Origin of the sequence: Paenibacillus sp. PCH8, assembly GCF_002968835.1 — a bacterium.
In the GTDB taxonomy this organism is placed as follows: domain Bacteria; phylum Bacillota; class Bacilli; order Paenibacillales; family Paenibacillaceae; genus Paenibacillus.
In genome coordinates this window covers 250,031-275,002 of the sequence record NZ_PKQK01000002.1, presented here as the reverse complement: position 1 = coordinate 275,002, position 24,972 = coordinate 250,031, and the positions used below count along the sequence as shown (strand labels likewise).

General features: G+C 46.1%; 21 protein-coding genes. 18 read left to right on the top strand and 3 right to left on the bottom strand.

The genetic code is table 11. The features are described 5' to 3' along the window. Nucleotides 1–6 precede the first annotated feature (6 nt). The 9 genes from C0Q44_RS13800 (at nucleotide 7) to C0Q44_RS13760 (ending at nucleotide 10,730) form a co-directional block, all read left to right on the top strand. Nucleotides 7–1,686 carry a S1C family serine protease gene (locus C0Q44_RS13800; RefSeq protein ID WP_105407900.1) on the top strand — a complete coding sequence of 560 codons (1,680 nt, stop codon included), beginning with the start codon at nucleotides 7–9 and terminating at the stop codon, nucleotides 1,684–1,686. Between the two features lie 175 nt (nucleotides 1,687–1,861). After that, nucleotides 1,862–2,551, top strand: a complete 690-nt coding sequence (locus C0Q44_RS13795; RefSeq protein ID WP_105407899.1) for a response regulator transcription factor — start codon at nucleotides 1,862–1,864, stop codon at nucleotides 2,549–2,551. A gap of 1 nt (nucleotide 2,552) precedes the next feature. Beyond that, nucleotides 2,553–4,013, top strand: a complete 1,461-nt coding sequence (locus C0Q44_RS13790; RefSeq protein ID WP_105407898.1) for a sensor histidine kinase — start codon at nucleotides 2,553–2,555, stop codon at nucleotides 4,011–4,013. A 67-nt stretch (nucleotides 4,014–4,080) separates the two neighbouring features. After that, the gene (locus C0Q44_RS13785) at nucleotides 4,081–5,034 is read left to right on the top strand and encodes a 4-hydroxy-3-methylbut-2-enyl diphosphate reductase (RefSeq protein WP_105407897.1); all 954 of its coding nucleotides are present in this window, start codon (nucleotides 4,081–4,083) and stop codon (nucleotides 5,032–5,034) included. Nucleotides 5,035–5,306: 272 nt separating this feature from the next. Continuing rightward, a complete protein-coding gene (aroF, locus tag C0Q44_RS13780; protein ID WP_105407896.1) occupies nucleotides 5,307–6,371 on the top strand; it encodes a 3-deoxy-7-phosphoheptulonate synthase in 1,065 nt (354 codons plus the stop codon). A gap of 414 nt (nucleotides 6,372–6,785) precedes the next feature. Beyond that, complete coding sequence (glnA, locus tag C0Q44_RS13775) at nucleotides 6,786–8,210, top strand: type I glutamate--ammonia ligase (RefSeq protein WP_105407895.1); 1,425 nt, start codon at nucleotides 6,786–6,788, stop codon at nucleotides 8,208–8,210. A 398-nt stretch (nucleotides 8,211–8,608) separates the two neighbouring features. Beyond that, the gene (gene serC, locus C0Q44_RS13770; protein ID WP_105407894.1) at nucleotides 8,609–9,697 is read left to right on the top strand and encodes a 3-phosphoserine/phosphohydroxythreonine transaminase; all 1,089 of its coding nucleotides are present in this window, start codon (nucleotides 8,609–8,611) and stop codon (nucleotides 9,695–9,697) included. A gap of 142 nt (nucleotides 9,698–9,839) precedes the next feature. After that, nucleotides 9,840–10,307, top strand: coding sequence for a tRNA (uridine(34)/cytosine(34)/5-carboxymethylaminomethyluridine(34)-2'-O)-methyltransferase TrmL (gene trmL, locus C0Q44_RS13765; RefSeq protein ID WP_105407893.1), 468 nt, complete (start codon nucleotides 9,840–9,842; stop codon nucleotides 10,305–10,307). Nucleotides 10,308–10,475: 168 nt separating this feature from the next. Beyond that, nucleotides 10,476–10,730, top strand: a complete 255-nt coding sequence (locus C0Q44_RS13760; protein WP_105407892.1) for an AbrB/MazE/SpoVT family DNA-binding domain-containing protein — start codon at nucleotides 10,476–10,478, stop codon at nucleotides 10,728–10,730. Between the two features lie 57 nt (nucleotides 10,731–10,787). On the opposite strand, the gene C0Q44_RS13755 is transcribed toward C0Q44_RS13760, so the two are convergent. Further along, nucleotides 10,788–11,705 carry a serine hydrolase domain-containing protein gene (locus C0Q44_RS13755; protein WP_105407891.1) on the bottom strand — a complete coding sequence of 306 codons (918 nt, stop codon included), beginning with the start codon at nucleotides 11,703–11,705 and terminating at the stop codon, nucleotides 10,788–10,790. A gap of 470 nt (nucleotides 11,706–12,175) precedes the next feature. Between C0Q44_RS13755 and C0Q44_RS13750 the strand changes: the two genes are divergently transcribed. The 6 genes from C0Q44_RS13750 to C0Q44_RS13725 all read left to right on the top strand — a co-directional run bounded on the left by C0Q44_RS13750 (nucleotide 12,176) and on the right by C0Q44_RS13725 (nucleotide 19,877). Then, nucleotides 12,176–12,940, top strand: coding sequence for an alpha/beta hydrolase (locus C0Q44_RS13750; protein ID WP_105407890.1), 765 nt, complete (start codon nucleotides 12,176–12,178; stop codon nucleotides 12,938–12,940). A gap of 11 nt (nucleotides 12,941–12,951) precedes the next feature. Further along, nucleotides 12,952–13,911 (top strand): ABC transporter permease, encoded by a 960-nt coding sequence (locus C0Q44_RS13745; RefSeq protein ID WP_105407889.1) that lies wholly within the window; start codon nucleotides 12,952–12,954, stop codon nucleotides 13,909–13,911. 18 nt (nucleotides 13,912–13,929) lie between these two features. Further along, complete coding sequence (locus C0Q44_RS13740) at nucleotides 13,930–14,832, top strand: carbohydrate ABC transporter permease (protein ID WP_105407888.1); 903 nt, start codon at nucleotides 13,930–13,932, stop codon at nucleotides 14,830–14,832. A 54-nt stretch (nucleotides 14,833–14,886) separates the two neighbouring features. Then, nucleotides 14,887–16,485: a type 2 periplasmic-binding domain-containing protein gene (locus C0Q44_RS13735; RefSeq protein WP_105407887.1), complete on the top strand. Its 1,599-nt coding sequence runs from the start codon at nucleotides 14,887–14,889 to the stop codon at nucleotides 16,483–16,485. Nucleotides 16,486–16,617: 132 nt separating this feature from the next. After that, nucleotides 16,618–18,783, top strand: coding sequence for a glycoside hydrolase family 3 N-terminal domain-containing protein (locus C0Q44_RS13730; protein ID WP_105407886.1), 2,166 nt, complete (start codon nucleotides 16,618–16,620; stop codon nucleotides 18,781–18,783). Nucleotides 18,784–18,860: 77 nt separating this feature from the next. Beyond that, complete coding sequence (locus C0Q44_RS13725; RefSeq protein ID WP_105407885.1) at nucleotides 18,861–19,877, top strand: LacI family DNA-binding transcriptional regulator; 1,017 nt, start codon at nucleotides 18,861–18,863, stop codon at nucleotides 19,875–19,877. 338 nt (nucleotides 19,878–20,215) lie between these two features. Here the strand turns inward: C0Q44_RS13725 and C0Q44_RS13720 are convergent, their stop codons facing one another. Together C0Q44_RS13720 and C0Q44_RS13715 are read right to left on the bottom strand one after the other, a co-directional pair. Beyond that, nucleotides 20,216–21,280 (bottom strand): phosphodiester glycosidase family protein, encoded by a 1,065-nt coding sequence (locus tag C0Q44_RS13720; protein ID WP_105407884.1) that lies wholly within the window; start codon nucleotides 21,278–21,280, stop codon nucleotides 20,216–20,218. After that, nucleotides 21,277–21,687, bottom strand: coding sequence for a uroporphyrinogen-III C-methyltransferase (locus C0Q44_RS13715; protein ID WP_105407883.1), 411 nt, complete (start codon nucleotides 21,685–21,687; stop codon nucleotides 21,277–21,279). The genes C0Q44_RS13720 and C0Q44_RS13715 overlap by 4 nt, the downstream gene beginning before the upstream one ends. A 441-nt stretch (nucleotides 21,688–22,128) precedes the next feature. Between C0Q44_RS13715 and C0Q44_RS13710 the strand changes: the two genes are divergently transcribed. The 3 genes from C0Q44_RS13710 (at nucleotide 22,129) to C0Q44_RS13700 (ending at nucleotide 24,966) form a co-directional block, all read left to right on the top strand. Further along, on the top strand, nucleotides 22,129–22,785 hold the full coding sequence (locus tag C0Q44_RS13710; RefSeq protein ID WP_105407882.1) for a response regulator transcription factor: 657 nt from the start codon (nucleotides 22,129–22,131) through the stop codon (nucleotides 22,783–22,785). Nucleotides 22,786–22,922: 137 nt separating this feature from the next. Further along, nucleotides 22,923–24,146: an aminotransferase-like domain-containing protein gene (locus C0Q44_RS13705; RefSeq protein ID WP_105407881.1), complete on the top strand. Its 1,224-nt coding sequence runs from the start codon at nucleotides 22,923–22,925 to the stop codon at nucleotides 24,144–24,146. A 193-nt stretch (nucleotides 24,147–24,339) separates the two neighbouring features. Beyond that, on the top strand, nucleotides 24,340–24,966 hold the full coding sequence (locus tag C0Q44_RS13700; protein ID WP_105407880.1) for an FMN-dependent NADH-azoreductase: 627 nt from the start codon (nucleotides 24,340–24,342) through the stop codon (nucleotides 24,964–24,966). Nucleotides 24,967–24,972: the final 6 nt, after the last annotated feature.

Below are 24,972 nucleotides of genomic sequence, written 5' to 3'. Positions count from 1 at the left end.
AGAGGCATGGACGAACGTAATTATAGATTGAACCGTCAAGACGAGGAAAACGAAACCAAACAAGCGGAGAATCGCAATTCTTCCGGTACGGACGAATCCTCCTATTATTATTCTTATGGACCTTTTCAGTCCGTGAATCAGGAAGATACAGCAAACCCTACTGGGAATAACAGTCCACAAGAAGAAGGTAATGTACAGATTACAAGACCTGATCCTGTGAAACCAGTACCTGCTTACTATAACAACGAATCCTCCGAGCAAGCGAACAGATCTTCTGGAGGCGGTGGGAATGGCTCAGGCAACGGTGGAGATCAAGGGAATGGCGGCAAGAACAATGGCAATTGGAATTACAATAACCGCAGACCGCGTTCTTCTGTTAGATCGCTCCTGTTCTCCTTTATCGCCGGGATGCTGGTCATTACCGTTCTGATGTATACCGCTGACAGAACGAACATGTTTACACCGGAAACCGCGTTAACGAACACAGGGAATCAAAGCTCGGGTCAGGAAACGTCCACAAACACAGGTGGAGGCAACAATGTGACTGCATCGTTACTGCCAACAGGCAAAGAAGATGTTTCATCTGTAGTAACGAGTACAAGTCCAGCTGTTGTCAAAATCGAAACACTTGCCAAGCAGTCTTCACGCACAGGTGCCGGGCAAGGTGGAGCGAATACAAGTGATCCGTTGTATCAATACTTCTTTGGTAATGGTGGCGGAACGGAAGGCAATCAAGGCCAAGGCCAGAGTCAACAGCAGCCACAGACGAGTAACCAGCTTGTACCACTCGGCATTGGTTCCGGATTTATTTTTGACAAAGCAGGATATATTCTTACGAACCAGCACGTGGTTCAAGGTGCAGATGTGATTCAGGTTACGCTGGAGAACAACAGCAAACCTTATGAAGCCAAACTGTTGGGCAGCAGTTTCGATCTGGACCTTGCCGTATTGAAAATTGAGAAAAACAGCGGCGACAATGATTTCCCTGTTGCTCCACTGGGTGATTCCAACAGTACTCAAGTCGGAGAATGGCTGGTTGCCATTGGTAACCCGGAAGGATTTGAACACACCGTTACAGCAGGTGTATTGAGTGCCAAAGAACGTACGATTAGTATTCCGGATGAAGAAACAGGCAAAACACGTGAATACAGCCACTTGCTGCAAACTGATGCTTCGATTAACCCGGGTAACTCTGGTGGTCCGTTGCTTAACCTGAACGGGGAAGTTATCGGGATGAACGTTGCGGTAAGCGCAGATGCACAAGGGATCGGTTTCGCTATCCCTTCCAGCGTGATCTCTGAAGCTGTGAAGTATCTCAAAGAAAACAAAGAAGTTCCTAAAGAGCCCGTACCATTTATCGGTGCATCCTTAATGGCCCTTACACCTGAAGTAGCTAAACAGATGGGAACCGATGTGACCGAAGGTTCTGTCGTTGCCAGCACGATCTTCCAATCACCAGCTTACCATGCAGATCTGCGTGCATATGACATCATCACAGGTGCGAACGGAACTCCATACGGCACAAGTCAGGATCTGATTGATTTTATTAAGAAACAGGAAATCGGAAGTGAAGTCACTCTGAACGTTGTCCGGGATGGTAAGAAAATGGATCTGAAACTCAAAATCGGCAACAAAAATGATTTTGATACTTCTCAAACCACAGAAAAACAACAGCAACAACCTTAATATATCGGGTTGAGGATCAATAGAACGGAAGGGTTTGAAGGCCCTTCCGTTTTTTTGCTTTGATGAAGCGGGAGAACAATGGAGCAGGCATGAATGGAGAGAAATGCTTGAAGATGCAGTTTGTGCTTCTGCCTGTTACAATGGGATTATAACGTTAGAATAAAGGAGAAAGACCATGCGCTCAACTATTTTGATTGTGGATGATGACGAAAAAATTGTATCCATGCTCCGCCGGGGGCTGGCTTTTGAAGGATATGAGGTTCAAACAGCTTCAAATGGAGCTGAAGGCCTCAGCAAACTGATGGACAAGGAGCCGGACATCGTTGTACTGGATGTCATGATGCCCCTGATTGACGGATTCGAGGTATGCCGCAGATTGAGGGAAGCAGGTAGCAAAGTGCCTGTGCTCATGCTTACAGCCAAGGATGAAGTCCAGAGCCGGGTAACCGGACTGGATACAGGTGCAGATGACTATCTCGTGAAACCCTTTGCACTGGAAGAATTATTGGCACGTGTGCGTGCGTTGCTGCGCCGCAAGTTGGATGCCGCTGGGACACCGGACAATCGCCTGATGTATGAGGATATTATCCTCGATAATGATTCGCGTGAAGTATTGCGTGATGGTCAACGTCTGGAACTGACTGCCAAGGAATTTGAACTGTTGAATCTGTTTATGCAAAATCCGAGACGGGTACTGTCCCGCGATCTGATTATGGATAAAATATGGGGCTATGATTACAGCGGTGAATCTAACGTGCTTGAAGTGTATATTGCTATGCTCAGACAGAAGACCGAAGAATACGGTGGTAAGCGTCTAATCCAGACCATCCGGGGAGCCGGCTATATTCTGAGAGGTGACTTCTGACATGTCCATCCGGTTAAGATTAACCGCATGGTATTCTGGTATTTTGGCGGCCGTACTCATTTTCTGGGGCGTTGTAATCTATGCCTTTGTGTATTTCAACTCCTATCAGGAGGTCGAACAGCAGTTAAAGGTGAAGAGCGCCCGGATCATCGAGCAGATTGGGGTGAATCCTCTTTCACAGTCACTGGATCTGGACCCATTCACGGAGAGCCAGCTTCAGGAAGCGCAGATCTATATCCAGCTGTGGGATTACCAGAGCCGGTCCGGCAAGATTACAGGCAACATGGAGAAGCTGGGTATTCAGTTTCCTGTGCTGCAAGCCAATCAAATCATGAAAGAGCGGGGCATATCCAAGATCTATGTAGATGGAACTCCGTTCCTGGTGAATCAGTTGCCCCTCTCACTTCAGGGAACGAATGAAGTCAGAGGTATTATTCAAGTTGGGGCAAATGTAAGTTCACAAGAGCGACTGCTGGAGGCATTGCTTAATATCCTGATTTTTGGCTGGATTGTTGCGATGGCACTTGCAATCACTTCGGGTCTCGTTCTGGCCCGCAAGTCGATGCGTCCGCTTGTGAATGTCATTGATGCCGCGAATCAGATTCAATCCGGGGATGACCTTAGTGTGCGAATTCAATATGCGGGACCCAAGGATGAGATCGGGCGTCTGATTGAAACGGTCAATAATATGCTTGAGCGAACAGAGCTGTCTTTCCGTGGGTTGGAAGAGACGAACGCTGCCCAGCGCAGGTTTGTATCGGATGCATCCCATGAGCTGCGCACACCGCTGACCACCATTCGCGGGAATGTGGATTTTCTGAAGAAGCTGTGGGATCAGGAGGGAACGGACCGACCGAACCTGGATGAAGAAACGGTGAGACAGATGTCCGTTGAAGCGTTGGAGGACATGGCCGATGAAGGCAAGCGCATGAGCAGATTGATCAGTGACATGTTATCACTGGCGAGAGCGGATACAGGACAGAAAATTGAATTGAATCCGATTCCACTACAGATATTGGTACAGGAAGTGGCTCGCAGATCGCATTTCCTGGATCATCATGCGGATTGGCGTCCGGGTGATCTGTCGATTCTCAATGGTATCTATGTCAATGGCAGCAAGGATTATCTGCAACAGATGTTGTTCATTTTCATCGAAAATGCGTTTAAATACACGCCAGAAGGCGCTGTGACGCTGGATGCCGTATTGTACAAAGGTCAGGTGGGACTGCGTATTAGCGATACTGGCATTGGCATGGATCGAGACGAAGTACCGTTCATTTTTGATCGTTTCTATCGGGCAGATGAATCCCGTGGGGCAACACCGGGTATAGGTCTGGGACTTTCAATTGCGAAGTGGATTATTGAGGAGCATCACGGATCGGTCGAGGTTGTGACCAGACGTGGAGAAGGAACCACCTTTATTATCTGGTTGCCGGTTGTCTTTGCTCCGCCTATCGAATAAAGGTATAATAGACAGGACTGCAATTACATCGGCAACGTTGCCGAGAAAGAAAGCGGGTGGCAACCAAGTGGAAGTACTGCGAATTTCGCCGCGTGGATATTGTTACGGTGTTGTGGATGCGATGGTGCTCGCGCGTCAAGCGGCACGTAATCTGGATTTACCACGGCCTATTTATATATTAGGTATGATTGTGCATAACCAACATGTGACGGATTCCTTTGAAGATGAAGGTATTATTACATTGGATGGTCCGAACCGGATGGACATTCTGAGTCAGGTGGAGAGTGGCACGATTATTTTCACAGCTCATGGTGTATCTCCTGAAGTGCGCAAGCTGGCACGGGACAAAGGATTGACGACAGTGGATGCAACATGTCCGGATGTCACCAAGACCCATGATCTCATTCGGGAGAAGACGGCTGAAGGTTATCAGATTATTTATATTGGCAAAAGGAACCATCCTGAACCTGAAGGGGCTGTAGGTGTTGCACCAGGCCTTGTTCATCTGATCGAAAAAGAAGAAGAGATTGATGGACTGAGTGTACCTTCCGGCAAAATCCTTATTACGAATCAGACAACGATGAGCCAATGGGATATCAAGCACATTATGAGTCGTCTGCTGGAGAAGTTTCCGGGTGCAGAGATTCATAATGAAATCTGCCTGGCGACTCAAGTGCGTCAAGAAGCTGTCGCTGAACAGGCGGGACAGTCTGATCTGGTTATTGTTGTAGGTGATCCTCGCAGCAATAACTCTAACCGGCTGGCACAAGTGTCGGAGGAGATTGCGGGTGTTACGGCCTACCGTGTATCGGATGTGGCTGAGATCCAGCAGGAATGGCTGAAGGGTGTAAATAAGGTGGCAGTTACTTCGGGTGCTTCAACCCCAACACCAATTACGAAGGAAGTCATCCTTTATCTAGAGCAATATGAACATGACAAGCCGGAAACGTGGGAAATCAAGCGTACCGTGAACATGAACAAGTTGTTACCTCCAGTTAGAGAAAAAACACGTACAACGTAAGTTTTAGGAAAAGCAAGTGAATTGAAGAGATTTGATACAAAATGAGAAGAATCCTGTTACGCAGCCCGAATGTCGGAGCCTGTGGAGCGGGATTCTTTTGGCATAGGGATAAGCAATGTGTATCTTGACGATAAAGGGGAACTATGGTATATTTACTTTAGTGATTAAAAGCTTAAAAGCGAACAAGCGTTTAAGCGCGACAGAGTTTTTATATTCAATCAGACGCACGTAGGATTCATTGTGCTCTTATACAAGGAAGGATGGGAAAATATATGATCGTTATTGCTGGCAAGGCTACACCGGAGGAACAAATTCAGGATATCGTTGCAGTTATTGAAAAAGAAGGACTTCAGGTGCATATCTCTCGCGGAGAGGATCGTACCATCATTGGATTGATTGGCAAAGTTGAACCTAAAATGCAAGAGCATCTTCGTCAAATGAAAGGCGTCGAGAATGTCGTGAAAATTTCGAAGGCCTACAAGCTGGCAAGTCGTGACTTTCATCCGGAAGATACAGTAATCTCGATCAAAGGTGTAGACATTGGCGGGAAAGAACTTGTTGTTATGGGTGGACCTTGCGCTGTTGAATCAGCTGCACAGATTGATGAAATTGCCGGGCTTGTGAAAGCTGCCGGGGGCCAAGTACTGCGCGGTGGTGCATTCAAACCACGCACAGGTCCATACAGTTTCCAGGGAACAGGTGTAGAGGGTCTGATCATGATGGCGGAAGCCGGAAAGAAACATGACCTCTTGACGATTACAGAAGTCATGACGCCCGAATATGTGGACATTTGTGCCGAGTACGCAGATATTCTGCAAGTAGGTACACGTAACATGCAGAACTTCGATCTGCTCCGTAAATTGGGCGAGTGTGGCAAGCCGGTATTGTTGAAACGTGGATTCAGTGCGACGTACGATGAACTGTTGAATGCAGCTGAATACATTCTGGCAGGCGGTAACCCTAATGTTATGCTGTGTGAGCGTGGTATTCGTACGTTTGAATCCTACACACGCAATACGCTGGATCTGTCGGCGATCCCTGTCCTGCAATCTCTGAGCCATCTGCCTGTTATTTCGGACCCAAGCCATGGTACTGGACGCCGTGAATTAGTGGAACCGATGACGAAGGCTTCCGTTGCCGCTGGTGCTAATGGTCTGATCATTGAAATGCATACAGATCCGGACAACTCGATGACCGGAGACGGAGTGCAGTCCTTGTTCCCTGACCAATTCGCCAACCTGCTGAAAGATCTGGAGAAATTGGCACCGATCGTGGGCAAATCATTCAGCACAGCCAAACAACCGGCAGAATTCTTCCCGGCTCGTGTAGGCGTATAAAACTGATTATATCGTAGGGATTCTAGATAAACATCCGGGCATCTGCTCTAATTTTGTTCAAGCGAACGGAATTAGCCAGGTGTCCGGTTTTTCGTATATTTTGAACCAATGAACGTATTTATTAATCAATGGTGATAAGAAACATTTATGATGTGAAGTTTTTACCATAATTTAGGATTAAAAGCGGTCACTTTACCGCATTAAATCGATTAAATGTATAGCTTGTACACTGTTATAAGAAATTATATCGTTTATAAAATGTGAGTATATCTAACATGCTCGCAAAAAATACCTTACATAAGTATTGACGATGTCATGTTTTAAAATTTATAATGACGACAGAAAAAAATTCGAATATGGACATTTTCTTTAGTGGGGTTGTTTATTGTTCGGAATATTTGGGAGGACGAATACATGTCGGTTGAAAACGTATTGAAATCAATTCAAGAGAATAACATCGAGTGGGTAGATTTTCGTTTTGTAGATTTAGCTGGTCGTGCACATCACATCTCGTTGCCAGCTTCGGCTGTTGATGCAGACACATTCGTAAATGGAGTAGCTTTTGACGGTTCTTCGATCCAAGGGTTCCGCGGAATTGAAGAGTCCGACATGGTTATGATGCCTGATCCTGAAGCGACTTATGTCGATCCGTTCACTGCACACCCTACATTGAATGTTATGTGTGATATCTTCACTCCGGATGGCGAGCGTTATGAGCGTGACCCACGCAGTATCGCTGTCAAAGCAGAAGCTTTCCTGCAAGAAAGCGGCGTAGGTACAACAGCATTTTTCGCACCTGAATCCGAGTTCTTCATCTTCGACGATGTACGTTATGAGAGCGGCACGAACAGCTCTTCCTACTTCGTAGATTCCGAAGAAGCTTCATGGAACACTAACCGCAAAGAAGAAGGCGGTAACCTGGGCTTCAAAGTTCACACCAAAGGCGGATATGTTCCTGTAGCACCAGTGGATACACAACAGGATATCCGTAGTGAAATGTGTCGTCTCTTGGAAGAAGCTGGCCTGTCCATCGAGCGTCATCACCATGAAGTGGCAACAGCCGGTCAAGCCGAGATCAACTTCCGTTTTGATACACTGTTGAAAACAGCAGATAACCTGCTTGCATACAAATACATCGTGCACAACACTGCACGTCAATATGGCAAAGTAGCAACATTCATGCCAAAACCATTGTTTGGTGACAATGGTAGTGGAATGCACGTGCATCAATCCATCTTCGATGGTGATTCCCCATTGTTCTATGACAAAGCGGGATATGCTAACCTGAGCGAAATGGCTTTGCACTACATCGGAGGTCTTCTGTACCATGCTCCGGCACTGATCGCTTTGACTAACCCGAGCACGAACTCGTTCAAACGTCTCGTACCTGGTTACGAAGCACCAGTAAATCTGGTTTACTCCAAAGGTAACCGTTCTGCAGCAGTTCGTATTCCGGTTGCAGCTGTGACACCGAAAGGTTGTCGTATCGAGTTCCGTACACCGGACTCCACAGCAAACCCTTACCTGGCATTCTCCGCAATGCTGATGGCGGGTCTGGATGGAATCAAACGCAAAATCAATCCAACGGAGCTTGGATATGGTCCGCTTGACAAAAACATCTATGACCTGTCTGATGCAGACAAGGAAAACATCCGCAGTGTGCCAGCTTCTCTGGAAGAAGCACTTGATGCTCTGGCAGCTGACAATGAATTCTTGACTGAAGGCGGCGTGTTCACGAAAGACTTCCTTGATAACTACATCAATCTCAAACGTGAAGAAGCGAAAGCCGTTGCCATTCGCATTCATCCTCACGAGTACAGCCTATACTTCGACTGCTAATCGGTCGTGTTCGGAACAGCTCGTGTTCTAAACTTAAAAGCCTCCGGGATTCGATCTCGGAGGCTTTTCCTTGAATTAATCAATGTAGTGCTTTAACTTTGCAGGGTGATAAAGGAATTTGATAGCTTGTATTCTACACTTCAGTGCATATTGCCCTTGAAGCAGATAAAGAATACTGATATCATTGCGATAATATTTAGTTTGAGAGCATTTTGCACAAATCCATAGAGCGACTTCCAATAGGTAAGATATAGATCGAAATGATTCAATTCGTCTATACGTTGGTTGGATCAGGATGCTTCTTCCTGTCCAACTCTTATACCCGTGAGCGATTCTAATCGAATTGTGCAAAATGCGTTTGTATGTCAGTTTTATGGATGGAAAGGGCGGGGGATTTTGTGACAAAAAGAGCGTATAATTTTAATGCAGGACCTGCGGCGTTGCCACTTGAGGTACTGGAGCGTGCTCAGGCGGAATTTGTAGATTTTCGTAATACAGGCATGTCGATTATGGAGATGTCCCATCGTGGGGCGGTGTACGAGTCGGTACATAATGAAGCTCAGGAGCGCATGTTGTCGCTGTTAGGCAATCCCAAAGGATACAAGGTGCTCTTTCTGCAAGGTGGTGCAAGCACTCAGTTCGCCATGCTGCCGATGAACTTGCTCGGGGCAGGCCAGACCGCAAGTTACGTAATGACAGGTAGCTGGGCCAAAAAGGCTCTGTCTGAGGCGAAACTAATTGGGGAGACGCAAGTTGCTGCATCTTCGGAAGCGGATAAATTCATGAAATTGCCGGATGTTTCGAATCTGAATTTGCCGGAACGTGCGGCTTATGTGCATTTGACTTCCAACGAAACGATTGAAGGTACGCAGTTCAAGGCATTTCCAGATACAGGTTCAGTACCTCTGATTGCTGACATGTCGAGTGATATTTTCTGTAAACCATTTGATCTCAATCAATTTGGCATGATCTACGCTGGTGCACAGAAGAACCTGGGTCCATCCGGAATTACAGTTGTGATCGCTCGTGAGGAACTGGTGAGCGAATCACCCAAAACGATTCCGACCATGCTTCGTTATAGCACGCATGTAGATAACAATTCCCTATACAATACACCACCATCCTTCTCGGTATATATGGTGAATGAAGTATTGAAATGGATTGAAGAACAGGGTGGTCTGGCTGGTATGGAGCAAAAAAATACCAAAAAAGCGGAATTGCTCTATAACACGATTGATTCTTCCGGTGATTTCTACCGTGGTTGTGTCGAAACAGAAGATCGTTCCCTGATGAATGTAACCTTCCGTCTTGCTTCGGAGGAACTGGAGAAAAAGTTCATCAAAGCATCGGAGCAAGAAGGATTCGTAGGTCTGAAAGGACATCGCAGTGTGGGTGGTCTACGTGCTTCCATATATAACGCTGCTCCTTATGAGAGTGTTAAGGCACTGACAGACTTCATGAGCCACTTTCAGAAGACAAACGGATAATTAAAGTATAGGTATTGTGTCTTGGATCTTAGTGTCTAATCCACTGCCTTACCAGAGCCTTCCACATTGACGTGTGGAGGGCTTTTCTTTAAGATTAGAGGATTGTGTGGTTAACATGAAATGAAAAGGAGTTTGAACACCTATGGCTTTACACATCGTTCTGGTTGAACCGGAGATTCCGGCGAATACAGGAAATATTTCTCGGACTTGTGCCGCAACCGGCACGCATCTACATTTGGTTCGTCCACTGGGATTTCGGACGGATGATGCTACGTTGAAACGGGCAGGGCTGGACTACTGGCATGCTGTTCATATTGAATACCACGATTCGTTCACCGAGGTTCAGGAGAAGTTTCCAGAAGGACGGTTCTTCTACGCAACTACGAAAGCGAAGAATCGATACAGTGATTTTAATTTTCAGGATGGAGATTTCCTTGTCTTCGGTAAAGAGACCAAAGGCCTGCCTCCTGAATTAATCGCAGCGAATCCCGATACATGTATGAAAATGCCAATGACTGGCGATGTTAGATCATTAAATCTGTCCAATTCGGCAGCGATTATTGTCTATGAAGCATTACGCCAGTTGAATTTTCCAGGGTTAGAAGGATAAATTCGGTTAATGAATTGACAGCTAAAATTCGGCAAAAAAACATTTTTCAAAAAAAAGGACAAAAAATGTTTATTTCCAGCAGGATTCGACAAAATCTTGGCGAATTTATAAACATAGTACAAATGTACCTAGAAATTTAGAGTGAGATAGGAGAGGTGTGCCGTAGCTATGAAGCCAGCTGGAGTAGTTCGCAAAGTTGACCAATTGGGTAGGATCGTATTGCCTAAATCTTTGCGTAAAAGGTATCAGATGAATGAGGGAGATCCTGTAGAGATTTTGGTACAAGGGGAGCATATTATCCTAGAGAGATATCGTCCAAAATGTATTTTCTGTGGATCTATTGAGGAAGTCAACGAGTTCAAAGAGCGTTACATATGCGCACAATGTTTAGATGAAATGACTCATCTTCCACAGCACGGATAAGAAGTAAACGCCAGGGGGTCCATCGACTCCGTGGCGTTTTTTTGTATGATCCAAATGTTATTGGTGAGAGTAAAGGGGTAAAATCTGATCCCATACGGCATTCATGATGCCTTGCATATTTTCTTCCTCACTGTTGATACAGATGACAGCTTCCCTTGAGGGAAGAATGATGCACAATTGACCATAGGCTCCATCGGCGCGGTAAGCGCCATGAGAACACATCCAGAACTGATACCCATAACCTTCTCCCCAATCGGCACTTCCAGTCGTTTCGATCTGCTGGGCTGTAGCCTTTCTGATCCAGTCGGCAGGTACAAGTTGTGTGCCTTTCCAGAGGCCCTCCTGCAGCAGGAACTGTCCAAATCGACTCAGCTCCTCATTACTTATCCAAAGACCCGCACAACCAAGCGTTACCCCGAGTGGAGAGGTTTCCCATGCTACATCATGAATGCCAAGAGGCTCAAATAGCCGTGGAGTCAGGTAATCTTTCACAGTATGTCCGGTGGCAGCCTGTAACATAGCCGAGATCATGAACGTATCGCCACTGCTGTATGTGAATTGTTCTCCAGGTATCCGGTCCAGCGGCAAAGACATGTAATATTTCGCCCAATCCTTCTCGATCAATGAAGCCCGTTCGTCAGCCCAAAGGGGAGGCGAGTCGTGACCTGAAGACATACGAAGAAGATCGCTTAACTTCAGTTCCCGCGAGGATGGTAGAGAGTGATGCGACAGGGGTACATGATCATAGTCGAAATAATCACCCAGTGTAGAATCCATCTGTAAAAGCCCTTCTTCAAGCGCAAGACCAACGGCCATACAGGTGAAGGATTTGCTGATGGAATGTTGTACACGGCGCTGATCCCTGTCTCGGTCCCAATGGTCAAGCAGATGCCCTTTCTGTAATATACGAATGGAGAAAACATTCAATTGCTGCTCTGTAATCGTTTGAATGAAGCCTTGGAGTTGCTTAGACATCTTAACCTCCTTTTGTCAGGTGAAACCTGAGTTGTATCAATTGGTGAAACGTTTCCGTAATTCGATTGCAAAATTAGAATTCATGTTAGTATAATCCTTGTTTGGTGTCAATTGAAGTTGTTATGAAGCAGTCTTAAAATTCACTTTTTCGCAATAATAGTGTCTTTTGGCGCAAATTCAAAGTAAATAATGCATTTTTTCGAGAAAAAAACGCGAAATTTGTAAAAAGGTTATTGACAGGATTTACTGATCGGGATTATGATTTATTCGAAACGATTCGAAGAAATCGCTTCCACATATGAAGTGTTGTATTGAAGTCCAAGTAAATCAACGGCGGCTATGTTTGAAACGATTCGAGAAAATCGTTTCGATAACCCATCGTAATTCAAGGGGATCTACAACAACCTGCAATCCAACGCCAGAGAAACGAAAGAGTAAAGACAGCAGGCGATGATAAGAGGGGTTTCAATATGGCGCATATTACGATTGAAATCGGATCGCGGGCGTTATGCATGAATACCAGCATACATGTGGTATCCAGTGACTTCGGAGAGACTTCAGGCGGTACACTATATCTGTTGCACGGGGCAGGGGATAATGCGAGTACCTGGCAACGGTTGACCACAATTGAGATGTACGCAGCACAATATGGCTGTACCATCATTATGCCGGAAGCGAATCGAAGCTATTACACCGATATGGAATACGGCCTGAATTACTTCCACTACATCACTCAGGAGTTACCTGAGATATGCAAAAGTCTACTCAATCTGAATCCAGATCCGGCAAAAACGTATGTTGCGGGTTTATCCATGGGTGGGTACGGTGCACTGAAATGTGGGCTAACTTATCCAGAGCGGTATCGCAAAGTAGTTTCTTTATCTGGCGTAACGGATATCCAGACACGACTTCATGACCCCCATATGCCAGAAGGTATGATCAAGGAAATGAAAGCGGTTTTTGGAGAACGGTTACAGGTAAAGGCGGATCAGGATATCTATTCATTGTCAGCCAAACTGCTGGAGCAAGGTGGACCTTTACCGGATATCCTCAGTTGCTGTGGTGAGAGTGATCCCTTTGTGGACATGAATCGCCAATATGCCGAGTACATGCAAGGAACGGCTTATGATTTTCGGTATGTGGAGACGCCAGGGGCTCATGAATGGAGATTCTGGGAGCAACACCTGAGAACGATGTTTGATTTTCTGTACAACGACAACACCATAGTAGAGTGAGGAGATGCAATGTGAAACCTGCAGCCGAAGGACCTAGCAAAAAGCTGAAGGAAAACGTGAAGGGTAATTCGCTCTGGACTGAAATCTGGAAGCACCGAATGACATACACCCTGCTTATTCCGGGGCTTGTCTGGCTCATCCTGTTTGCCTACATGCCAATGGGTGGCCTGTCTCTGGCATTCAAAGATTACAAGGCAAACCTGGGCATCTGGGGGAGTCCATGGAGCGGATTCGAGAATTTCAAATATGTTTTCCGTGACCCAACCTTTATCGATGCAGTATGGCGTACGCTGTACATCAATATTCTAAAACTGATTATTCAGTTCCCGTTCCCAATCATTCTGGCGTTGTTGCTGAATGAACTGCGGATGCGCAAAGGCAAGAAGTTGTTCCAGACGGTTCTTACATTCCCACACTTCCTGTCCTGGATCATCGTTTCCGGCGTAGTCATTAACGTGTTGGCATATGACGGACTGGTTAATAGCGCACTCGGATTACTCGGATTGCCAACGATTAACTTCCTGGGCTCCGAATCTAACTTTGTGCCGATGTTGCTGTTGACCGATATTTGGAAATCAAGTGGATGGGGTGCAATTATCTTCCTGGCTGCCATTTCAGGTATCGATCAGGATCAGTATGAGTCAGCCCAGATTGACGGAGCTTCCCGTATGCAACAGATGTTCCGCATTACTTTGCCTAACATCCTTCCAACCATTACGATCATGTTCATTCTGTCGGTGGGTGGACTGATGTCTTCCGGTTTCGACCAGATCTTCAACTTGGCAAATGCCGCAACCAAAAATGTATCGGAAGTACTCGATGTATATATCTATCGGATTACGTTCCAGTCATCAACCGATTTCTCATTCTCGACAGCGGTCAGCTTGTTCCGTTCCCTGGTGAATATGGCCTTGCTGCTTCTTGCTGACAGATTTGCCAAATGGCTTGGCGGAGACGGTTTGTTCCGATAAGAGAGGAGGATAAAAGAGATGAGCAAGAAAGCTAGCAGAAAGCCGAGAATTGGCACAGAACGAATGACACTGCTCGATTACTTCATATTTGCCATATTACTTGCACTTGCCTTGATGATTCTGATTCCATTCTGGAATGTCATAATGATCTCGTTTGCAACACAAAAAGAGTATGCTGAAAATCCATTTTTGATGTTCCCTAAAGAGTTTACATTGGATTCCTATAGAGCTTTGTTCGCTGACGGAAGTATTCTGTCAGGCTACAAAAACACAATTATCTTGCTGGTCATTGGTTTGCCGCTCAGCTTGTTCCTGACAACAAGTATGGCTTATGGCCTTAGCCGCAGTAACTTCCCGTTCAAGAAATTTCTCTTTTTCCTGGTTCTGTTCACCATGATCTTTAATGGTGGTATCGTACCACTGTATCTGATCATGAAGTCACTGCATCTTACAGGCACATTATGGTCCGTTATTCTGGCGGGAAGCTTCAGTGCTTTTAATATGATCCTGATGATGAACTACTTCTACACCTTACCTGAATCATTAATGGAATCTGCGAGACTGGATGGTGCTGGAGAGTGGAGAATTCTCTTCTCTGTTGTTCTTCCGCTCGCTACACCGATTATGGCTACAATTACATTGTTCTACGGTGTAGCTTACTGGAACAGTTGGTACGATGCGATGATCTTCCTGCGAAAGGCGGATCAGTTACCGCTGCAAAACGTACTGCGGACGATCATTGTCACATCCCAGACGAATGCATCCAACGCAGCCAGCGTAGACTCGACCCAAGTGAGCAACTTCTCGATGGGTATGAAGATGGCGGCTGTATTTGTAACGATGGTACCGATTATGTGTTTCTTCCCAATGCTGCAAAAACACTTTGCCAAAGGGGTATTAACAGGGGCGATCAAGACCTGATTTACGCATAGGATTTGAACTAGAAAATTCGACTAAAAACATGGGGGTAAAAGCATGAAAACGAACAGAAAGTTGTCAGTTAAAGCTCTTTTTGCCATCACACTCTGTCTGTTGATGTTGGTGGTGACAGCTTGTTCCAGTGGTGGTTCGGAAGGCGGTAACGAGAAGGATGCTGAGGGAAATTATACAGATAACCTCACCATCTCTGTAGCCAACCTGACGGAAATTAAAAACGGGAATTTGGATAATGAGTTCCATAAGTTCTGGACAGACAAATTCAATGTAACATGGGATTACAACTATATTGATTGGGATTCATGGGGCGAGAAGCTTCGTCTGTGGATCAACTCGGGCGACTTGCCAGATGTATCGGTATGGAACTACGTACATGGTGATGCGTTGAATAGTATTGATCAAGGACTGTTCTACAAATTCCCGGATGATTGGAAAGAGCGTTGGCCAAACGTTGCCGCAGCTTATAACTTGACGGGACTTGGTGATCAGTTGGAAAAATTGACAGGCGGAACGTATCTCTTGCCTAGACCTATTTATTTTGAAAACAAACCTGCTGATCCACTCACGAATCAAATCGGTGTCATTGCTCTTCGTAAAGACTGGGCTGAAGCCCTTGGTTTTGAACTGAAAGATGCATATACAACAACCGAATTGAACGAGTATGCTGCGCTTGTCAAAGAGAAAGATCCAGGTAAAGTGGGTAACAAGCTTGTACCACTGTCCTATAATGCAGCAGATGCGATGACAAACATGATTATGCCAAATAGTGTGCATGCGATGACAGATTCTCCGTTCTATAAAGGTGAAGACGGTCAGTTCCACTGGGGACCTGCTGATCCTGAGACACTTACAGGTCTTAAATTGATGCAAAAAGCATATAAAGATGGACTGCTTAATCCTGAATTCTACACATGGAAAAACAATGAAGGTCAAAATAACTTCAAAGTAACAGGTACAGCTGCAGTAACAAGTCTGGGCGGACTGGCTTCGTACAGACAAGGTCTCGACTCGGATATGAAGAAAAATCTGGGTGTGAACAGTGATGATCTGGTCCACACAGCAATCGTTCTCGGAGATGACGGAAAATACCGCAACATGGAACAAGCAAACTTCTGGTCTGCATTGATCTTCAACCCTGAGATCAGCGACGAAAAATTCGAACGCATCATGGATCTGATCGATTACTCCGCAACCAAAGAAGGACAGTTGCTCATTAACATGGGCTTTGAAGGAACCGATTGGAAATATGATGAGAACAACGAACTGGTTAGCTTGCTGCCAGAAGGAACCATTCTGGAAGACAAATACCCGGCACGCTTCGAAGGTCTGTATCTGCTCGGTGACGACTTCAGTGTTGTAAACCCTGCAATCAAAAAGGATTATCGTGATCGGGCTGTGAAACTGTTTGAGGAAAAAGCAAAACTCGGTACAGAGAGCCAATCGCTGGCAGCATACGACTGGGATATCAGCCTGTACGATTCCAAAGCTAAAAGTCAGGCTTCATTCGACTACCAGAACGAATATGCCAACCTGATCCTCAAAAATGGAGATCTGGAGGCTAACTGGAAAGAATGGGTCAACAGTAAGAAGTCTCTGGTTCAACCTTATCTGGATGAACTGAACAAAGAATTCAAGTAATGATGCAGTAATGAACAGGATGGGGCAGGACAGGAACATTCTGTCTCCCGTCATTTCGAACCCGGTGCGCGGTCTCTCCCCGAACGCAGCCGGGTTCTTTATTTCAACAATATGTAGTGGAGGAAACCCTTAATGAATAATCAGCAATTAAAAGACCTTGTGAACCAGATGACTTTGGAGGAAAAAATAGCCCAGCTTCTTCAGCTGACTGCCAACTTCTATGAAGGGACAGATGTTGAAGGCCAGATTACAGGACCAATGGAAGAGATGGGAATCACCGAACAGTCGGTAGATGCCAGTGGTTCCATTCTCGGGTTGTCTGGTGCGCAGGCCATTATGGATGTGCAGCAAGCCTATATGAAAAAAAGTCGCCTAGGCATCCCGCTTCTGTTCATGGCCGATGTGGTACATGGCTTCAAAACGATTTTCCCGATTCCGCTGGCGATCGGCTGTTCATGGGATACCGAGTTGGCTGAGAAAAGTGCTGAAATTTCAGCACGTGAATCGGCTGTATCTGGTCTGCATGTTACCTTTGCACCCATGGTAGATCTGGTTCGTGACCCGCGGTGGGGACGTGTGATGGAGACGACAGGAGAAGATCCTTATCTGAACAGCCTGTTCGCAGCAGCTTTCGTACGCGGATATCAGGGGGACAACCTGAAGGATGAACCTGATCGTCTGGCTGCCTGTGTCAAACACTTTGCGGCGTATGGAGCGGCTGAGGGTGGTCGCGATTACAATACCGTGGATATGTCAGAGCGGAACCTGCGCGAGTACTATCTACCTGCATACAAAGCGGCATTGGACGCAGGTGTAGAGATGGTCATGACTTCATTTAATACAGTGGACGGTATTCCGGCAAGCGGTAATGAGAAGTTGATGCGCGGTATTTTGCGTGAGGAGTGGGGCTTTGACGGTGTATTAATCTCGGACTGGGCTTCCATCCGTGAGATGATTGCACACGGCGCTGCGGAAGATGACCGTGAAGCGGCGTATCGTGCCATTCGCGCAGGTGTGGATATGGAGATGATGACACCTTGTTATGTCCGTCATCTGCCGGACTTGATTGAAGGTGGTGAAGTGGAGGAGCAACTTATTGACGAAGCGGTGCTTCGTATTTTGCAGTTGAAAGAAAAACTGGGCTTGTTTGATAACCCGTTCCGTGCTGCTGATCCGGAGCGTGAACGCGAGATTGTCTTCTCGAAAGAGCATCGTCAGGTATCCTATGAACTGGCAACGAAGTCGGCAGTCCTGTTGAAAAATGAAGGTAACGTTCTTCCGCTTCAGCCGGAAGCTAATGTAGCCCTTATCGGTCCTTTTGCACAGAGTCCTGACATTCTGGGTTGGTGGTCCTGTGAAGGGGTTAAGGAAGATGCAGTCAAGCTGGGGACAGCTCTGCAAGAGCGCCTGACGGATGGGAAAGTTCAATTTGCCCAAGGCAGTGATGTTCATACCATTACAGCTGAGCAGATTGCCGAAGCTCTGGTCGTGGCAAGCAAAGCAGATCTGATTGTCCTCGCTCTAGGTGAAGACTCCGAGATGAGTGGAGAAGGTGGATCACGTACGGATATTCGTCTGCCAGAAGCCCAATTGCAATTGGTTAAGGCGCTGAAGGCAGCTGGTAAACCCATCGCCAGCGTCATTTTCAACGGTCGCCCATTGGATCTGCATGGTGTAATCGACGAATCGGATGCTGTGCTTGAAGCCTGGTTTCCAGGTAGTGAAGGTGGAGCGGCTATTGCAGACGTTCTGACAGGTGTTGTGAATCCATCTGCACGTCTGACGATGTCCTTCCCGCAATCGGTGGGTCAGATTCCGGTATATTACAACCATTTCAATACAGGCCGTCCGCTGAATCCGGAGAAAACAGAAGAACGTTATGTCTCCAAATATATTGACAGCCCGAATGAACCTTTGCTGCCGTTCGGTTATGGTCTATCGTACACGTCGTTCGCTTATGGTGATCTTGAAGTATCGCATCATGAGATGACGGACGAAGATTCTCTGAACATCCAGGTGAGCGTAACGAATACGGGTGAGCGTGCAGGTGTGGAGACGGTTCAGTTGTACGTGCGGGATGTATCGGGTGAGGTCGTTCGCCCAATGCGTGAATTGAAAGGATATGTGAAACTTGCACTTGCACCGGGAGAGAGTGGTACAGCTACGTTCACATTAAATGAAGAACAGCTTAGGTATCACCATTCTGACCTAAGCCATCGCAGTGATCGAGGCGAATTCCACATTCTGGTTGGTCCGAACAGTCGGGATACGCAGAAAAAATCATTCAGACTGGTTTAATCTAAGAGGTAGAAAGTGTGATGTGTCAGGTCTTTCGCTATGAAAGGCCTGATTAATATAACAGGGGAGCGAAGAATGTGGTCAGTATCAAGGATATCGCCAAACAGGCGGGAGTTTCCATCTCCACCGTGTCCTATGCGTTGAATGGCAGCAACAAAGTGACGGATGAGACCAGTTCCAAAATTTTGGCCATTGCCAAAGAGTTGAATTATGTTCCGAATGCCGCTGCAAGAACACTGAAGAAGAGAGAATCCAAAATTCTGGGTGTATTCTTGACGGATTTTAGTGGTGATGTATATGGAGACATGCTCAGTGGCATGAAAGCCGTATGTAATGCTCAAGGCTATGATCTCATCGTATGTAGTGGCAAACAATCCCACCGTATGCTTCCGGAACGGATGATTGATGGTGCGATCATACTGGATCACACCTTTGCAAGTGAGGAACTGATGCAATATGCCGATCGCGGGCACAAAATCGTAGTACTGGACCGTGAGATGGATCATCCCAATATTAATCAGGTCCTGTTGGATAATAAGGCTGGAGCCACGCTTGCGATGGAACATCTCATTGAACAGGGACATAAGAAAATCTACGTGGTAACGGGACCAGAAGGTTCGTTTGACTCGGTGCAGCGGTTGAAGGCTGTAAAACAAGTTGCAGAGCGTGACGCCGATGTGGAATGGATTGAGATCACGGGGGATTTTGAGAAAAGTGGTGGAGAGCGAGCCGCAGATCAGATTGTGCAAGTGTATGATGGACCAGTAGCGGTATTCTGTCTCAATGATGAGATGGCCATCGGTCTGTGTGATCGTCTGGCAGAAAGTGTACTGGGCGTTGGTCAGGAGATCGATGTCATTGGATTCGATAATATTGAATTGAGCAAATACGTGCAGCCGAGATTGGCGAGTATCGATTATTCCAAACGCAAGTGGGGATCGCTGGCTGCGGAACAATTAATTAAGATTATTGCTGGAGAACCCGTCGATCATGAACGAATTTATGTGACATTGGTTGAGGGTGGGTCGGTGAGTGGTCCTATACCGTCTGATTCTGTGACATCAATGAAGAAAGACCGGGCGGTTAGCTGTTGATCTCTGATCTGCGCCTGATCCTAAGGAGGACTCGTCAGTTCAAGCGGCACAGCAAGAGACAAGGCTTAGAAGAATTACATCATTCTTTTAAGCCTTGTCTCTTGCTGTTTCATGTATGAAATAGTAAAAAGGCCTCTCCTTAGGAGAGGCTTGGCCGTTACAGGCCTTTTGTTTTGTCATTGTTGTAGGATGAAGTGAGAATGCCTGTAATGAAGAGCGTCAATACGACTGCAATAATCCAGAATGTCAGTGAAAACGACATACACTTCGCACCTCCTGCACAAGCTCATTTTCTTCTATTATAACCATTATAGATAGAAAAGAAATGCTTCAACCCATCATTTGTAAAATAAAAAGTGCGTAGGCACCGGTCTGAGGTTGCCATCCGAAGGGTTATTGACAACCCGATTATTCAGTATAAGCGAGGAAGATCCACCGCCATCCAGATTATAGGCGTCAATTACGCCAAGCTTGTACAACCGTCCTTGTAACTCTTCTAGGGTGGCCCCAGAACTTCCACCTTCATTATATCCATCCACAACAATGATCAACAATTGATCATCCTTATAATTGCCAATGACCGTACGTGGTGCTCGTTGGGGTGAAACCTTCCATTTGTCGGGTATCACAGGTTTGCGACCATTTTGCAACAGTACCGGCACAAATGTAGCCCCGAATTGCGGTTGCAGGCGATCCAGAGAGTTTTTATCGAAGAACTTACCCCCGACCAGTTTGCCAGTATCGTTAAGTCCTACAAAGAACAGATCTTTGAAACTGGCTTGAAAACCATTCACGTATTTCCCGTCCATGACGGTTGTGCTGAGGGGGTAACGTTTCCCTCCACTGTCAGCGAACCCGCCTGCGTTGATACCGGCAATTGCGCCGTTACGCTTCACAGCCTGCATAGTCGTCTCAGAGCGTCCAGGTTCGCTGTCCAGAGCCATCTGCATGGCAGTGGGATCTTTAAGCTTGATCTTCATGGCATAGCCCTTATAGCTGCCAGGATTCACTCTGTACAGTTCAATGGTTAGCCTATCACTGTCTACTCGTTCCAAAGGAACACCAAGCTTGGATGAGATCCGTTTATTGTAAATCGTTTCAGGACGATTGGCCTGAGTGGTAGCCTTTTGAACAAGAGTAGACATTGTACTTGTTGTCTTATTGTAAAGCTGTGTCGTTCTTTTAATAGAAGAAGAAGTCTGGACAGCAGCGTCCTTTGCCCCGGCAAGTTCTTGGCTAATTGTCTGGGTCCGGGGTGTAATGCTGTCCGTAGGCAACTCGGTAGAGATCATACCTCCGGGTTCGAGCGGAGGGCGAATCAGCAGCAGGCATAAGAGCAGTCCAACAAAAGGAGCGAGTGCAAGCATAAAAAAACGATTAACCTGTTTGACGGGTGTAATCATTTGAGCAGGTCCATCTTTTTCTGGAGTGTCTCCAGTTGTTTTTTGACTTCGCTCAGCTGGGTATACAGTTTGTTGCTGTTGTCCGTTTTGTCACTTGCATTATCCTTGGTGAAAGTCAGCAATTCATTAAAGGACTGAACCTGTCCCTGCAGTTCTGCCACTTCCTTCGATATCGTTGTTAGCTGCTTTTCGTAGTCGGTTTTGAGCGCTGCAATCTGCTGCTGATTATGGGCCTGAAGCTGGTTAATCATCTGTTGCTGGAGATGGTTACTATAATAGTAGGTTCCAACTAATCCTAGTGCAATGAGAACAATCCACATTACCAGAAACAGCCTGATTGAAGATCCGGCCTTGCCTTTGGCGCTCCGAGTGTGAAGGATGTCAGAGGGCGGGGCAGATGGTTTCATATCATCACTCCTGGTCATTTATAGGTACAAAAATTTTTCCAGTCCCCATTCTATCATGTCACTATTGATTACGCAAAAATGAAATTCTTTAGTTAATAGAGTAAAAAGAGATTGCATCGGAAGGAAGTCCTAGGATACAATTTCTTATAGATGCAATAAGTAGGAACTTTGGGCAGGTTTTTCGACTATTTTAGATAGAAATGCAGGAAGTTTATACTATATTTCGACCTTTTCAGGGCATGGAAAGACAATCGCCATGATGTTTCCTAAGCAAAATACAGAGAAGATGGTGCTATTTTGACAGTTATCTCCTGTGTTTTTATGATTTTCGACATAATCCGACCTGTACTTCTTCTATACTCGGACTGTCGCATAGATGAGGGAATCATCATGAGCGGAAGGTAGAAGTTATTTGTCCAATACATAACAGGGGGAACAACAATGAAAAAAGTATGGCAGGTGGTCATCGTAGATATCCACCCCACCAGCATGCTCGGTACAAAATTGATTTTGGAAGAGCAGCAGGATCTGACGGTACGTGGTATGACGTCGACCGGAACAGAAGGGCTCGAACTGGTGAATATTCACCAGCCTGACTTAATACTCATGGATTATCGTCTTCCAGAAGGCCAGGCAGATCAATATATTGACCAGATGAAGAATCTGTCAACTCACAGCCACATCATTATTCTGACGGATGAAGACAATGTGAAGCTGTTTCGTCATCTGATGAGTCTTGGTGCAAGCGGTATGCTGTCCAAACAGGCTTCCCCTAGCCAGCTGATTCATCTGATCTCGGGGTTACGTGAGGACTATGTTTCCATTCCGCTATCGTGGGTAAACAGTGCGGAGTGGGCGCAACCCGTAGAGTCTCCGACAGAAGAACGTTTAATTGAATTAACAGAAACCGAAACTTTTATCATGGAAAGAATTGTGCAGGGTGTAACCTATGATAAAATAGCGAGTGAGATTAACGTTAGCAGGCGCTCCATTGATAATTATTTGCGTAAAATATACGTGAAGCTTGAAGTAAGTAGCAGAGCTCAGGCCATTGAACGTTATGCCTTGCATGCAAGACAGGCGAAGACGATATCCTGACGAACCAGATTGGTTCTTCCCATCCATATGAAACGTCAGGTGTCCATCCGGTCATATTCGATGACGAGCAGGAATAGGTTGTAGGGCTGCGGACTGCGAGTACAGTTTCGGAATAGGCATGAAGGGGGAACGGATCGATGAAGTATTTCTTTGCTTCCCGTACAAACAAGCTTTTGTCATCACCACTGAGGGATATACGTGAGATGTCTGGTAGGGATTATTTCATTTCTCTGGCAGAAGAGTTGCCTGCGGAGGAATTATTTCCTTTCAAATTGTTGGAAGCAGCAGCGGTATCTGTATTTAGTTCAGGCCCCTCTGCTTTGCAATATGGAGAACCAGCAGGCTACACACCTTTGAGAGAGTGGTTGAACAAAGACTGGAATGCACGCAAAGGCATACGAACGGTACCCGAGCAGATTCTGTTGACCACGGGTACCCAGCAGGCCATCGATCTGGTGATGCGTCTATTGCTTGAACCGGGTGACTCCGTACTGGTTGAACATCCTACATCTCCAGGATGTCTTGAGGTTCTGGAGATGCAAGGAGCCAAGATTGTGCCTGTAATGGGCGATCAGGACGGTATACTGCCAGATCTTTTGGAGCATCACATGCAGCAGGTGAGACCCAAGCTACTTTTTGCTGCTCCCAGTTTCTCGAATCCGACCGGTGTTTTGTGGAGTATGGAGCGGCGGGAGACTGTCCTTGATCTGTGTTCGCGTTATGGTGTACTGCTTGTGGAAGATGATTCTTACGGAGAGCTTCATTTCGATGGCCTTGAGCCGGTGGATTTCTATCGTAAATACCCTTCACTCTTTGCACTGGATACGGCTGACCAGGGTGGACATGTTCTCTACATCGGTTCATTTAGCAAAACGGTAGCGCCCGCTCTACGGACCGGATGGGCTGCTGGACATCCTGCGCTGATTCAAGCGATGGCCTCCGTTAAACGGATTGCAGATGGTCAGTCGAGTCCAATGAACCAGCGGTTGTTGTATGAATTGCTTGCCCAATCCCCTTTTCGATGGAGTGATCATCTGTCCATGCTGAATCGGGAGTATAAAACAAGACTCAAGCTGATGCTGGAACTGTTGAAGAGACCAGGCTGGACAGGGAGCCAGTACAACATTCCTGAGGGCGGAATGTACCTTTGGGTGCAGTTGCCGGAAGGATTGGATAGTGGTGCTCTGCTCAAGGCGGCTCTGTTAAAAGGGGTATCTTTCCTTCCGGGGTCGTTATGTTCTACAGGCGTACAAGATCAACGCTACATTCGTTTGAACTTCAGCCATCCGGGACGGGATGAATTGTTGCTCGGTATGAACCTGATCAGTGAAGCCATATCCGAATTCACGGCGCGCAGCTAAGTCAGATCGAAAAATAGATTGTAGCAAAAAATAAAATTGGTTCATGACCAAAGTGATTACGTTATTGCATCCACTAACATTTTTATATATAATATGTATTAATGAGTTGTTGTTTTCTTTATATAAGCTGTAATTGTTGCTAGTTCATGAAAAGAAGCACTCATATATTATATCTAACGGGGGAAAATTCAACATGTCTACTATTTTATTTGTTAAAGCAAACGACCGTCCTGCAGATCAAGCAGTCAGCGTTAAATTGTACGATGCTTTCCTGAGCGCATACAAAGAGTCCCACCCAGGTGACACCATTACTGAGCTGGATCTCTACAATACAGAATTCCCATTCTATGGCAACACTGCAATCACGGGTACTTACAAAGCAGCTAACGGTTTCGAACTGACAGCTGACGAGCAAAAAGCAGCTTCACTGGCAGCTCAATTGCAAGATCAATTCCTGGCAGCAGATAAAGTTGTATTTGCATTCCCGCTCTGGAACTTCACTGTTCCTGCACCATTGGTAAACTATATTGCTTACCTGAGTCAAGCTGGTAAAACATTCCAATACACTGCTGAAGGTCCTGTTGGACTTGCTGGCGGTAAAAAAGTAGCTTTGCTGAACGCACGTGGTGGCGTATACTCCGAAGGCCCTATGGTAGCTGCTGAAATGTCCCTGAACTTCCTGAAAACGGTTCTCGGCTTGTGGGGCATTCAAGATCCAGAAGTGGTTATCGTTGAAGGACATAATGCTTCTGCAGACCGTGCTGAAGAAATTGTTACTGCAGGTCTGAAATTGGCTTCCCAAGTAGCAGCAAGCTTCTAATAGCAT

Excerpts from the sequence above, each read along its gene's own strand:
- C0Q44_RS13710 (WP_105407882.1), top strand. The coding sequence starts at position 22,129 with ATGAAAAAAGTATGGCAGGTGGTCATCGTAGATATCCACCCCACCAGC.
- C0Q44_RS13740 (WP_105407888.1), top strand. The coding sequence starts at position 13,930 with ATGAGCAAGAAAGCTAGCAGAAAGCCGAGAATTGGCACAGAACGAATG.
- C0Q44_RS13760 (WP_105407892.1), top strand. The coding sequence starts at position 10,476 with ATGAAGCCAGCTGGAGTAGTTCGCAAAGTTGACCAATTGGGTAGGATC.
- C0Q44_RS13790 (WP_105407898.1), top strand. The coding sequence starts at position 2,553 with ATGTCCATCCGGTTAAGATTAACCGCATGGTATTCTGGTATTTTGGCG.
- C0Q44_RS13750 (WP_105407890.1), top strand. The coding sequence starts at position 12,176 with ATGGCGCATATTACGATTGAAATCGGATCGCGGGCGTTATGCATGAAT.
- C0Q44_RS13700 (WP_105407880.1), top strand. The coding sequence starts at position 24,340 with ATGTCTACTATTTTATTTGTTAAAGCAAACGACCGTCCTGCAGATCAA.
- C0Q44_RS13755 (WP_105407891.1), bottom strand. The coding sequence starts at position 11,705 with ATGTCTAAGCAACTCCAAGGCTTCATTCAAACGATTACAGAGCAGCAA.
- C0Q44_RS13705 (WP_105407881.1), top strand. The coding sequence starts at position 22,923 with ATGAAGTATTTCTTTGCTTCCCGTACAAACAAGCTTTTGTCATCACCA.
- C0Q44_RS13715 (WP_105407883.1), bottom strand. The coding sequence starts at position 21,687 with ATGAAACCATCTGCCCCGCCCTCTGACATCCTTCACACTCGGAGCGCC.
- C0Q44_RS13800 (WP_105407900.1), top strand. The coding sequence starts at position 7 with ATGGACGAACGTAATTATAGATTGAACCGTCAAGACGAGGAAAACGAA.
- C0Q44_RS13730 (WP_105407886.1), top strand. The coding sequence starts at position 16,618 with ATGAATAATCAGCAATTAAAAGACCTTGTGAACCAGATGACTTTGGAG.
- C0Q44_RS13735 (WP_105407887.1), top strand. The coding sequence starts at position 14,887 with ATGAAAACGAACAGAAAGTTGTCAGTTAAAGCTCTTTTTGCCATCACA.
- glnA (WP_105407895.1), top strand. The coding sequence starts at position 6,786 with ATGTCGGTTGAAAACGTATTGAAATCAATTCAAGAGAATAACATCGAG.
- C0Q44_RS13720 (WP_105407884.1), bottom strand. The coding sequence starts at position 21,280 with ATGATTACACCCGTCAAACAGGTTAATCGTTTTTTTATGCTTGCACTC.
- C0Q44_RS13795 (WP_105407899.1), top strand. The coding sequence starts at position 1,862 with ATGCGCTCAACTATTTTGATTGTGGATGATGACGAAAAAATTGTATCC.
- trmL (WP_105407893.1), top strand. The coding sequence starts at position 9,840 with ATGGCTTTACACATCGTTCTGGTTGAACCGGAGATTCCGGCGAATACA.
- aroF (WP_105407896.1), top strand. The coding sequence starts at position 5,307 with ATGATCGTTATTGCTGGCAAGGCTACACCGGAGGAACAAATTCAGGAT.